At 61.8% G+C, this 11,350-nt stretch carries 7 protein-coding genes and 6 pseudogenes; 7 read left to right on the top strand and 6 right to left on the bottom strand.

Annotated features, from left to right (window positions below):
* Nucleotides 1–76: 76 nt before the first annotated feature.
* Nucleotides 77–178, bottom strand: a pseudogene (locus LB553_RS30315) (aspartate 1-decarboxylase); the annotation flags it as partial.
* Nucleotides 179–210: 32 nt separating this feature from the next.
* Here LB553_RS30315 and LB553_RS30310 point away from each other — a divergent pair.
* Nucleotides 211–1,320, top strand: a pseudogene (locus LB553_RS30310) (IS3 family transposase).
* 38 nt (nucleotides 1,321–1,358) lie between these two features.
* On the opposite strand, the pseudogene LB553_RS30305 reads toward LB553_RS30310, so the two are convergent.
* The 5 genes and pseudogenes from LB553_RS30305 to LB553_RS30285 form a co-directional block, all read right to left on the bottom strand.
* Nucleotides 1,359–1,496, bottom strand: a pseudogene (locus LB553_RS30305) (aspartate 1-decarboxylase); the annotation flags it as partial.
* 375 nt (nucleotides 1,497–1,871) lie between these two features.
* Nucleotides 1,872–2,073 (bottom strand): annotated as a pseudogene (locus LB553_RS30300) (nicotinate-nucleotide diphosphorylase (carboxylating)); the annotation flags it as partial.
* 382 nt (nucleotides 2,074–2,455) lie between these two features.
* A pseudogene (gene can / locus LB553_RS30295) lies at nucleotides 2,456–3,087 on the bottom strand (carbonate dehydratase).
* An 11-nt stretch (nucleotides 3,088–3,098) separates the two neighbouring features.
* The gene (gene tnpB, locus LB553_RS30290) at nucleotides 3,099–3,482 is read right to left on the bottom strand and encodes an IS66 family insertion sequence element accessory protein TnpB (RefSeq protein WP_263484327.1); all 384 of its coding nucleotides are present in this window, start codon (nucleotides 3,480–3,482) and stop codon (nucleotides 3,099–3,101) included.
* A gap of 400 nt (nucleotides 3,483–3,882) precedes the next feature.
* Nucleotides 3,883–4,242, bottom strand: a pseudogene (locus LB553_RS30285) (FAD-dependent oxidoreductase); the annotation flags it as partial.
* Between the two features lie 285 nt (nucleotides 4,243–4,527).
* Between LB553_RS30285 and LB553_RS30280 the strand changes: the two are divergent.
* The 6 genes from LB553_RS30280 (at nucleotide 4,528) to LB553_RS30255 (ending at nucleotide 11,189) form a co-directional block, all read left to right on the top strand.
* Nucleotides 4,528–5,718 (top strand): aminotransferase class V-fold PLP-dependent enzyme, encoded by a 1,191-nt coding sequence (locus tag LB553_RS30280; protein WP_224518620.1) that lies wholly within the window; start codon nucleotides 4,528–4,530, stop codon nucleotides 5,716–5,718.
* A gap of 10 nt (nucleotides 5,719–5,728) precedes the next feature.
* The gene (locus LB553_RS30275) at nucleotides 5,729–6,706 is read left to right on the top strand and encodes an HpcH/HpaI aldolase/citrate lyase family protein (protein ID WP_224518619.1); all 978 of its coding nucleotides are present in this window, start codon (nucleotides 5,729–5,731) and stop codon (nucleotides 6,704–6,706) included.
* 18 nt (nucleotides 6,707–6,724) lie between these two features.
* Complete coding sequence (locus tag LB553_RS30270; RefSeq protein WP_224518618.1) at nucleotides 6,725–7,912, top strand: malate--CoA ligase subunit beta; 1,188 nt, start codon at nucleotides 6,725–6,727, stop codon at nucleotides 7,910–7,912.
* A gap of 11 nt (nucleotides 7,913–7,923) precedes the next feature.
* Nucleotides 7,924–8,823, top strand: a complete 900-nt coding sequence (gene sucD / locus LB553_RS30265; protein WP_224518617.1) for a succinate--CoA ligase subunit alpha — start codon at nucleotides 7,924–7,926, stop codon at nucleotides 8,821–8,823.
* A gap of 111 nt (nucleotides 8,824–8,934) precedes the next feature.
* On the top strand, nucleotides 8,935–9,903 hold the full coding sequence (locus tag LB553_RS30260) for a 2-hydroxyacid dehydrogenase (RefSeq protein ID WP_224518616.1): 969 nt from the start codon (nucleotides 8,935–8,937) through the stop codon (nucleotides 9,901–9,903).
* 2 nt (nucleotides 9,904–9,905) lie between these two features.
* Entirely contained in the window at nucleotides 9,906–11,189 is a 1,284-nt protein-coding gene (locus LB553_RS30255; protein WP_224518615.1) for a glycerate kinase, read from the top strand.
* The last annotated feature ends 161 nt before the right edge of the window (nucleotides 11,190–11,350 follow it).

The raw sequence follows: 11,350 nt of genomic DNA, 5'->3' as shown, positions 1-11,350 counted from the left end.
CAAGCGATTCGTGTGTCATCTCCAGCGTAGAATCACAACCGATTCCGCGCCGCAATACCTATCTTAGCGCCTATGCCGGTTGACAGGTGCGGGCCGCGGCGCCGTTCAGGATGCAGCACTGGGATCGGCGCTCGCCGAGGATGACATAGGTCGAGATCCGTGCGCCCGAGTCCTTGTTCAGATGACGTGCTCCCCTGAAATGTCCTCGCTTTGAGGTTAGCCTGTTATCCGGATGAGGAGACAGGGAAACGATTTTCCGACGAACAGATCATCGGCATTTTGAAGGAGCACCAGGCGGGGCTCTCGGCGACGGAGCTTTGCCGCAAATACGGCGTGAGCGACGCGACCTTCTACAAGTGGCGCTCAAGTATGCCGGCATGGATGTGTCGGAGGCGAAGCGGCTGAAGGCTCTTGAGGAGGAGAACGGCAAGATGAAGCGTCTGCTGGCCGATGCGATGCTCGACGACTCGATCTTGCGCGAGATGCTCGGAAAAAACTTCTGACGGCCTGGGTCAAGGAGAACTGCTGTGACCTGGGCGATTAAGAACAAGGGCTATTCGCAGCGCCGGGCCTGCGGGCTCGTCTGCATGGAGCCGCGGGTTTAGCGCTACCGTTCGAGCCGGGCCGATGACCTTGGCCTGCGCAGGCGGCTGCGGGAAATGGCCGCCGAGCGCCGGCGCTTCGGTTACCGCCGGCTGCACCTGCTCCTGAAGCGTGAAGGCGTGGCGATGAACTGGAAGAAGCTCTATCGCCTCTATCGCGAGGAGCGGCTGACGGTGCGCAAGCGGGCATTGGGCACCAGCGTGCCGGTGGCAATCCCGCAGGGCGCCAACCAGCGCTGGAGCCTCGACTTCGTCTCCGACACGCTGACCGATGGCCGCCGCTTCCGGATCCTGTGCGTCATCGGCGACTTCAGCCGGGAGTGTCTGGCCACGGTCGTCGACAACTCGATGTCGGGTGAGTGTGTCGCCCCGCGAACTCGACATCATCGCCGAGCATCGCGGTTACCCTGCATGATCGTATCGGAGCTGACGTCGAATGTCATCCTGGCGTGGCGGGAGGACCGGCAGGTCGAATGGCACTACATCGCGCCGGGCAAGCCGATGCAAAATGGCTTCGTGGAAAGCTTAAACGGGAGGCTACGCGATGACTGCCTCAATGAGCGGCTCTTCACCAGGTACCGGCATGCCCGCAACAGCATCGAAGAATGGAGGATCGACTACAATGTGAATCGCCAGCACGAGCCTCGATGGGCTCACCCCGCTTGAATATGCAACCCGATCCGTCAAGGATCACAACGTGAACAGGGCTAACTTATAGATGCGGACAAAACGGGGAGCACGACACAGATCTCGACGAAATTCCATCGGCAGGATGCCTGCCTCCTCGCAATGGTCGGGCTCGAGCGTGATCGAGCCATGATAGTTGAGATTGGCCTCGGTAACGTGGATGCCGTGCAGCTTTCCGGCGACGATTTTGCGCGTTTCTTCCTCCAGAAAAGACTTGCAATGTCCCGAGCCACACGTGGCTCGCGTCCTCAGTCGTTCTCAAAGCCTATCGTGTGGTTTCTTCGGCTTGAGCGTATGAACGCTCTCTTCTGATCGCGTCGCAGGATTCGATGAAGGCGACATCCAGCAGGCAACCGAGTGGTTCCAGTCCGTGAAAGCTAGCCATCTGTGGCAGTTCATCGAGCCGGGAGATGATGAGGCCAAGTGCTTCCACGCGGTCTTTTGTTTGCTCCTGGCCAGTCACTCCTTCCTCGCCCGTTGAGTTGATGTGGTCTGCCAGCGAACAGGCTTGCGCGTCGAGGGTCGGCGCAAGTTGGTCTGCGTCGAAAGGACTTCCTGCGATCCCGGTTCATGTCCTCTCCTTCAGTTCAGATGCCTGCTGCAGTTCCGGTCGGCTGGCCCCGTGTCGAGGATGGGAGCTGTGGGTAAGCCATCCGACCGAGATAAGGTCGACGCCGGTCGCCGCAATTGCCGGAGCCGTTTTCGGTGTCATCCGACCCGACGCCTCGGTGAGAGCCCTGCCGGCGGCCATCGCCACCGCCTGGCCAAGATCCTCGAGGGACATCGCTTGGTTCACGAGCTAATTTTCTGGCTGCCCGAAGGGTATTATGCCGGCCCTCAGCTGGTTCGCACTTCCGTTCCGGCGGTGCCGATTAGCGGCGAGCGATCAGCGGGCAGAGCTGGCTAACTAACCGTGGACGACGGCACACTTCATGGCAGCCATTCGGAGTTCTGTGTCCGAAGCCTGAAGAGCGCTGTGATAGTTTTCCCGCAGTTTATCGACGACTCCGGCGAGCGGAACAGGGCGGTGGTGGGGCTGATAATCTCGAAAGGATCTTCGAGCACCTGGCTAAACGAGGCCTTGAAGGGTTGAGGGGACGGTCTGGAGATGGATTACCCGCAGTTTTCAAAACCCCCATTCGGATGTACGCCGCAAAGATAAGCGCTCACATAGGCAAACGACCGTAGTCCGGCTCAGCCCCCGATTGCAGCGGGGGCACGCTGCACTTAAGGTCAGAAAGCAATCCGTCCGTCAGTCCGTAGACCCAGCCGTGAATCCGCACCCGCTTGCCGCGTTTCCATGCCCGCTGCACGATGGGCGTGCGTTCAAGGCGTGCCACTTGGTTGCGCGTGCTCATTTCACAGACGAACTTGAGGCGCGAAGTCATGTCGGGGAGGCGGTCCAGTTCGTCCCTGTTCTGTTCGGCCACATCGCGAATGGGCTGCAGCCAATGGTCGATGATGCCGTGCCGTTCTCCGTCGAGCGCAGCTCGGATGCCGCCGCAGCCATAATGGCCGCAGACGATCACGTGTGACACTTCCAAGACGTCGATCGCATATTCAAGCACCGATAGCAGGTTCAAGTCGCTCGGGTGAACCAGATTAGCGACGTTCCGGTGGACGAAGACCTCACCCGGTTCCAAGCCGGTGATCGTGTTGGCCGGCACCCGGCTGTCCGAACAGCCGATCCAGAGGTATTGCGGCCGCTGAAGATGGAAAGCCGTTCGAAATAGCGGGGGTCCTCGCGGCGGCGTTCCTCCGACCAGGCCCGGTTTTTCTCGAACAGCTCATTTAGCACGTCATTACCTCTTATGGATCAGCTTTTGCCCGCCGCAGGCCAATACACCTCTTTTGTCGGGAGGGACACGCATTTGGCGGCACCCCCTTCAGCTTAAACGGTCCTGATGCGATACGGGAAGAGGGTAGCCGCCTACGCCGGAGCAACCGTCCGGCGGGCTTCAGAACGCGCCGCCAATCAAGTCCTTCAAGCAGCGCCGACAACTGAGCGGCCGTTAGCCGCATCACGCCATCCTGCACTTTCGGCCAGCGGAACTCGCCATCCTCCAGCCGCTTCGCATAAATGCAGACGCGGGTGGCGTCCCAGAAGATCAGCTTGATCCGATCCGTCCGTTTCGCGCGGAAGACATAGACTGCACCACTGAACGGATCGGCACCTATCTTCTCGCGCACCATTGCGGCGAACCCCTCCGGCCCGCCATTTCGGACAATGGCTTCAGCGCACCAAGATACCATTGCCGAAGTTGATGACGATGCCATTCGCCGCTTTTCGCGGCATCCGCCGGCCGATTATCTCTCCACCAGATATGTGAACCGAGCGCGGCGGTTCGTGAGCTTTCTGGTGGAATGCAGGGGGGTGATGCAGTTGAGTTGGATATGCCGCGTGGGAATGACGCTGGCGAGGCGGCCATCGACTATCCGCGGGATGCTCGACCACCTGCCGTCCGGTGAGCAGATTTTTCTACGAACCCTTGCCATCGTCAGCCCTGCTCTTGTAAGGGGGGGTATCGACGATGCGCCTTCCCGAGGCGCCAATCTGCTCCGGCACTCGGCAGCGACCAACGCAAGGTTCCCCCCTCGCGACCGTGTGGCATAGATTGAGCAAGCCACGCTGGCTGACCAGATCCTGCTCCAGCCCTTCCCAAAGCTTCATCGAGAATTCTTAGAACGGCTCGTGCCGGGCAAAAGGTAATTGGAACGAACTATCGTGGTGTTACGGCCGAAATTACCGCCCCCGATCCACTCTTCTTGACGACCGCCACCTTTGCCTCGCCGAACTCCTTGGCAAGATAGTATGCCGTGCAAGCCCGTGCCCGCCGCCACCGATCACCACGATGTCGTATTTCCGCTTGGGTTCCAGCTCGCGCCATACGGGCTTCCCGCCACAGTGACCTGTTGTTGCCTCGTCAATGATTTTGAAGCCGGAATAGCGCATCGCTTCCTCTTCTTGGGATTTCGCTGCATTTCAGGTGTCTATGGACATCTGCCCCGTCGCTTTCGGACGACTACCCCTTCCATTTCGGACATGTCGGACGTGTTCTAGACATGGCATTGGAGCGCAACTGAACGAGTCCGTTTGACAACTATCCTGCCGGGTAGGCAGAACCTATCCGGCCAATAAATCATTTTCTATCCGGACAGGTGTTGTAGGCGGTTGTCTGCCGACTCATGCTTCCTGCGACGACCAAAAGCGGGTCAGCCGCTTGTGCAGGAGGATTTTATGGCCGGTTACACTCATCTATTCGTTCCGGGGCCCACCAATGTCCCGGAGGCTGTACGCCAGGCAATGAACCTCCCAATGGAGGACATGCGCGCCGCTTCATTCCCCAATCTGACGCTACCGCTGTTCGAGGACATCAAAAAGGTCTTCAAGAACGAGACCGGCCGCGTCTTCATCTACCCCTCCTCGGGCACCGGTGCCTGGGAGGCGGCGATGACCAATGTGCTCAGCCCCGGCGACAGGGTGTTGATGTCGCGCTTCGGCCAGTTCTCGCATCTGTGGGTCGACATGGCCGAGCGGCTCGGCTTCGATGTCGATGTCATCGATTGCGAATGGGGCACTGGCGTCCCGCTCGAGCTCTATGCCGAGAAGCTTCGGGCCGACAAGGCGCACCGCATCAAGGCTGTCTTCTGCACCCAGAACGAGACCGCGACCGGCGTCACCAGCGACGTCGCCGGCTGCCGCGCCGCGCTCGACGCGGCGCACCATCCTGCCCTTCTCTTCGTCGACGGCGTTTCCTCGATCGGCTCGATCGACTTCCGCCAGGAGGAATGGGGCGTCGACTGCGCCGTCAGCGGCTCGCAGAAAGGCTTCATGCTGCCGGCCGGCCTCGGCTTCCTGTCGGTCAGCACGAAGGCGCTTGCCGCTTCGCGGGTGGCGACACACCGGCACTGCTACTTTTCCTTCGAGGACATGATCCGCGCCAATGACGCCGGCTACTTCCCTTACACGCCGGCGACCCAATTGCTGCGCGGCCTGCGTGCCTCGCTCGACCTGATCGCCGAGGAAGGACTGGAAAACATCTTCTCCCGTCACCATCGCTTGGCAGAAGGCGTGCGCAAGGCCGTCGACGCCTGGGGCCTGAAGCTCTGCGCCAAGACAGCGCAATGGCACTCCGACACGGTCAGCGCGATCCTGGTGCCGGAAGGCATCGACAGCGCCAATGTCGTCAAGCGCGCCTACGGAGCCTACCAGACCTCACTTGGCGGCGGTCTCAATAAGGTGGCCGGCAAGGTCTTCCGCATCGGCCATCTCGGCTGGCTGAACGAGGTGATGGTGCTGGCCTCGCTGTCGGCCGCAGAAATGGCGCTGCTCGATTGCGGCGTGCGCCTGGCCCCTGGCTCGGGCGTGGCGGCGGCGATCGAGCATTTCCGCCGCACGGCCGACGTGCCGGTCGCCAAGGCGGCGTGAGGAGCGCATCATGAGCCACACCATCAATCATTTGAAGAAACTGCGGCTGCAGCGCAGCGAGCTCGCCGTCCCGGGCTCCAGCCCGGAAATGATCGACAAGGCGGCGAACAGCGCCGCCGACTTCGTCTTCCTCGACATCGAGGACGCGGTCGCGCCGCCCGACAAGGAGCGCGCCCGCAAGAACATCATCCAGGCGCTGAACGATATCGACTGGCGCGCCAAGGGGAAGACGGTCTCGGTCCGCATCAACGGCCTCGATACTCATTACATGTACCGCGACGTCGTCGACGTCATGGAGCAGGCCGGCGATCGGCTGGATACGATCCTGGTGCCGAAGGTCGGCGTGCCGGCCGACCTTTATATGGTCGAGGCCATGGTCAACCAGATCGAGATGGCCAAGGGTTTCAAGACCCGTGTCGGCCTGGAGGCGCTGATCGAGACGGCGCTGGGCATGGCCAATGTCGAGGCGATCGCCGCCACGCCCGGGCGGCTGGAAGCCATGCATTTCGGCGTCGCCGACTATGCCGCAAGCAACAAGGCGCGCACGGTCAACATCGGCGGGCTCAACCCCGACTATCCCGGCGACCAGTGGCATTTCGCTTTGTCGCGCATGACGGTCGCCTGCCGCGCCTATGGCTTGCGCGCCATTGACGGGCCGTTCGGCGATTTCTCCGACCCGGAAGGCTACAAAGCGGCCGCCAGGCGTGCCGCCGCGCTTGGCATCGAAGGCAAATGGGCGATCCACCCTTCGCAGATCGCCCTGGCCAACGACGTGTTCTCGCCGCCGGAGAAAGAAGTCATTCGGGCAAGGCGCATCCTCGAAGTGCTGAAGGAGGCCGAGGCGCTCGGCAAAGGCGCCGCCGCACTTGACGGCAAGATGATCGACGCGGCGTCGGAGCGCATGGCGCGCAACGTGCTGGTGGTGAACGAGGCGATCGAGCGCGCAGGCCAACTCGTTAGCGAACAAAAGCCGCAAGCCGCGCAATAGACATACCGGGAGGACATGATGGACATCCACGAATACCAGGCCAAGGAACTGCTTGCCCGCCACGGCGTGCATGTGCCGCGCGGCGGCCTCGCCTACAGCCCCGAGCAGGCGACCTACCGCGCCAGGGAGATCGGCGGTGCGAAATGGGTGCTGAAGGCGCAGGTCCACTCCGGCGCGCGCGGCAAGGCCGGCGGCATCAAGCTCTGCTCGAACGACGAGGAGATCTCCAACGCAGCCGAAGCCATGCTCGGGCGCAAGCTGGTCACCCACCAGACCGGCCCGCGCGGCAAGCTGATCTCGCGCCTCTATCTCGAGGAAGCCGTAGACATCGCGCAGGAACTCTATCTCGGCTTCGTGCTCGACCGCAAGGAAGAGCGCGTCATGATCGTGGCGTCGGCCGCCGGCGGCATGGAGATCGAGGAAATCTCCGAGAGAAAACCTGATTCCATCATCCGCGCCACTGTCGATCCCGGCGTCGGCATGCAAGGCTTCCAGGCGCGCGAGATCGCCTTCGGCCTCGGGCTCGAGAGCAACCTGATCGGCAAGGCGACCGAAACCATCCTCGGCTGCTACCAGGTGTTTCGCGACTACGACGCCTCGATGCTGGAGATCAATCCTCTGGTGGTGACGCGCGACGGCAGCCTCGTCGCGCTCGACGCGAAAATGTCCTTCGACGAGAACGCGCTGTTCCGCCGGCCGGAGATTTCCGAGTTGCGCGACAAGAGCCAGGAAGACCCGCGCGAAACCTTCGCCAGCGACCGCGGCCTCTCCTATGTCGGGCTCGACGGCAACATCGGCTGCATCATCAACGGCGCAGGCCTCGCCATGGCGACGATGGACATGATCAAGATCGCCGGCGGCGAGCCGGCCAACTTCCTCGACATCGGCGGCGGCGCCTCGCCGGAGCGGGTGGCGAAATCCTTCCGCGCGGTGCTCGGCGACAAGAATGTCGAGACCATCCTGGTCAACATCTTCGCCGGCATCAACCGCTGCGACTGGGTGGCCGAAGGCGTCATCAAGGCGATCCGCGAGGTCGGCGTCGACGTGCCGCTGGTGGTGCGCCTATCCGGCACCAAGGTCGAGGAAGGCCGCAAGATCCTGGCCGATTCCGGCGAGAAGGTGATCGTCGCCGACACGCTGGCCGAAGCCGCCGAAAAGGCCGTCGCCGCCTGGCGCGCGGCCGCCAAGAAGAAAAAAGCAGCCTGAGGAAGGGAAACATGGCAATCTTGCTCAACCGCTCAACGCGGGTCATCGTTCAAGGCTTCACCGGCAAGATCGGCAGCTTCCATGCCGACGACATGAAGCGCTACGGCACCAAGCTGGTCGGCGGCGTCACTCCCGGCAAAGGCGGCCAGACGCATCTCGGCCTGCCTGTGTTCAACACCGTCAAGGGTGCCGTGCGCGAGACCCGCGCCGAGGCCAGCATCGTCTTCGTGCCGCCGCCCTTCGCGGCGGATTCGATCATGGAAGCGGCGGATGCCGGTATAAAACTGTGCGTCTGCATCACCGACGGCATCCCCTCGCAGGACATGATGCAGGTCAAGCGCTATATGCGCCGCTACCGCTTCGAGGACCGCATGCGGCTGGTCGGCCCGAACTGCGCCGGCGTCATCACGCCCGGACAGGCGCTGATGGGCATCATGCCGGGCAGCATCTATCTGCCCGGACGCGTCGGCATCGTCGGCCGTTCCGGCACGCTGGGCTACGAGGCTGCCTCGCAGATGAAGGCGCTGGGTATCGGCGTGTCGACCAGCGTCGGCATCGGCGGCGATCCGATCAACGGCTCGTCCTTCAAGGACATCCTTCAGCTCTTCGAGCGCGACGACGACACCGACGCCGTGGTGATGATCGGCGAGATCGGCGGCCCGCAGGAAGCCGAAGCCGCGATCTGGGCGCGCGACAATATGAGGAAGCCGCTGATCGCTTACGTCGCCGGCCTCTCCGCCCCGAAGGGCCGCCGCATGGGCCATGCCGGCGCCATCATCTCCGCCTTCGGCGAGTCGGCGCAGGAGAAGGTCGAGATACTGCGCGGCGCCGGGGTCACGATTGTGCCCACCCCGGCAGCTTTCGGCTCCACCATCGCTGACGTGCTGGAACAGAGGCTGAGGGCGGCTTGAGCCTGCGCCAAGGCCGCGTCAAGGTGTCGCGTCCAAACTGCCAGCATCGCGAACCGCCGGAGTCGTCCGGCGGTTTCGCACATGTGATTGTGCAAAGTTGAGAGGTTATGAATGAACCCGCGTGTGATGGTAACCCGCCGTTGGCCGGCCAAAGTGGAGAAGATTCTGACCGAACGATTCGACGCAGTGCTGAATGCCGACGATGTGCCGCTGACGACAGAGGATCTCGCGACGGCGTTCCAGACCTATGACGCAATTCTTCCCACTGTTAGCGATCGACTGCCCGCCTCAGTGTTTCCGTCCGACAGCTGCCGCACACGATTGCTCGCCAATTTCGGGGTCGGTTTCAGCCATATAGACGTGGCGGCTGCCCGCCAGTGCGATATTGCAGTGACGAATACACCGGGAGTGCTGACGGACTGCACTGCGGATATCGCGATGAGCCTCCTCCTGTCGGTTGCGCGCCGTGCCGGGGAGGGTGAGCGACAACTGCGCTCCGGCGGCTGGAAGGGGTGGTGCCCAACACATCTCATCGGCGCAAAGATCTCGGGCAAAAAGCTTGGGATCATTGGGATGGGACGCATCGGCAAAGCTATGGCGCGTCGAGCGCATTTCGGCTTCGGCATGGACGTCGTCTTTTATAACCGTTCCAGGGTTGAAGACGACGTTACCCGGTCAATGTCTGCCCGACAACTTCCATCCATCGAAGCGGTTCTGGCGGAGTCGGACTTCGTCTCGCTGCATTGCCCTGGTGGCGCCGACAATAAGCATCTGATCGACGAGGCCAGGCTTTCAGCCATGAAGCCTACCGCTTTCCTCATAAATACGGCGCGCGGAGATGTGATCGACGAGATCGCACTGATTCACGCACTCGACATGGGAACGATCGCCGGGGCCGGGCTTGATGTTTATGCCGAGGAACCGGCAGTGCCCCGCGGTCTGCTCGATCGAGAAAATGTCGTTCTGCTTCCCCACCTCGGCAGTGCGACCGCGGAAACGCGGGAGGCGATGGGCATGAAGGCGCTCGACAACGTCACCGCCTTCTTCGAGGGCAGACCCGCTCCGGATCGGGTGGTGTGAGGATGCTGCCCGGCCCTGCATCGGAATTGATGGATCTACGCAAACAGGCGATCGATCTGTTTCGGACGGGCATCGCTGCGGCCGAGCCCGGCCTCCAAGTTGCCGCTGCCCTGGAGAAGCGCGCCGACCGGTTCGAGAGGGCCGGACGTGTAATCCTTATCGCCTTCGGCAAAGCGGCTTGTGCGATGACGTCTGCGGCATTGCCGTTGATTGGCAGCAAGTTGCACAAGGCGATAGCTGTCACCAATGCCGAAAACGCCGTAGCGATTGGCGGTGTCGAAGTTATAGTCGCTGGGCACCCGCTGCCGGATCAAGAGAGCCTCAAGGCCGGTTGTGTCGTGGAGACTCTTGCTCGGTCTGCGGGACCTGGCGACCTCGTTCTGGTCCTCGTCAGCGGTGGCGGCTCGGCACTTTTGTGCGCTCCTGCGGCGGGACTCTCGCTGGCTGAAAAGATCGCGCTGAACGACGCGCTCATCCGATCTGGGGCTGACATTCGGGAGATCAATACTGTCAGGCAGTATTTTTCGCGACTGAAGGGTGGGCGCCTGGCACAATTGGCATCGAGGGCCGACATCCTGGCCCTCATAGTTTCCGACGTGCCGGGCGATGACGTTCGCCTGGTGGCCAGTGGCCCAACGGCCTCACCCTATGCCTCTGCTGCCCGGGCACTTGATGTGCTTTCGACGTACAGTGTCAGTTCGAGATTCAAGGAAGCTCTTATTCCCACTGATGTATGCATCTCAGAAACAATGTGCGATCGCGTCGAGAATGTGGTGGTCGTATCTAACCGCATCAGTCTTGAACGCCTGACGGCCAAGGCCTTGCAATGCGGCATTCGTGTGCTCAAGGCCTCGGACTGGTTGTCCGGCAATGTTGGTAATGCTGCCCGCGAGCTCCACGGCCTCGCACTCGAACATGCTTGCCATCAAGGACCGCTTGCAATTGTCGCCGGTGGTGAGCCGACGGTCGAGGTCTCGGGCACTGGCAAGGGCGGACGCAATCAGGAGCTGGCGCTCCGGTTCGCGCTTGCAAACGAAGCAAAGGCGATCCACCGCAGGTGGGTATTTCTAAGCGGCGGTACAGACGGGCGTGACGGGCCTACTGATGCGGCCGGAGGTATCGTCGATGCAGGGTCGATTTCCTGGATGCGGGATTTTGGCGAGGACCCGGACATTCTACTTCGCAACAATGATTCTTACGCGGCCCTAGCAACTTCAGGAGACTTGCTGATGACAGGCGCTACCGGCACCAACGTCGCTGACCTGCAGATACTTTTAATGCGGTAACATTCGTCGCACCTCCGCGCTTGCGGTTGCACCAGCCCCCCAAGCGCTTGCAGCAGTTGGATCTAGAGCGTTTCACCGCTCGATAGAATCGGAAGGGATTCCCGCTCGGTTGGATTTGTGATTCAAGATGCTGGCTGGATTGGAGGCCAGCATCAGATGGT

The sequence above is a fragment of the Mesorhizobium sp. CA8 genome (assembly GCF_020164955.1).
Classification (GTDB): domain Bacteria; phylum Pseudomonadota; class Alphaproteobacteria; order Rhizobiales; family Rhizobiaceae; genus Mesorhizobium.
Note: the sequence above shows the minus strand (reverse complement) of the source record. Positions and strands in the feature narration are given on the sequence as shown.

Bases quoted from the DNA above. Each gene is read 5' to 3' on its own strand.
- tnpB (WP_263484327.1), bottom strand. From the start codon at position 3,482: ATGGTGCGCGAGAAGATAGGTGCCGATCCGTTCAGTGGTGCAGTCTAT.
- LB553_RS30280 (WP_224518620.1), top strand. From the start codon at position 4,528: ATGGCCGGTTACACTCATCTATTCGTTCCGGGGCCCACCAATGTCCCG.
- LB553_RS30275 (WP_224518619.1), top strand. From the start codon at position 5,729: ATGAGCCACACCATCAATCATTTGAAGAAACTGCGGCTGCAGCGCAGC.
- LB553_RS30270 (WP_224518618.1), top strand. From the start codon at position 6,725: ATGGACATCCACGAATACCAGGCCAAGGAACTGCTTGCCCGCCACGGC.
- sucD (WP_224518617.1), top strand. From the start codon at position 7,924: ATGGCAATCTTGCTCAACCGCTCAACGCGGGTCATCGTTCAAGGCTTC.
- LB553_RS30260 (WP_224518616.1), top strand. From the start codon at position 8,935: ATGAACCCGCGTGTGATGGTAACCCGCCGTTGGCCGGCCAAAGTGGAG.
- LB553_RS30255 (WP_224518615.1), top strand. From the start codon at position 9,906: ATGCTGCCCGGCCCTGCATCGGAATTGATGGATCTACGCAAACAGGCG.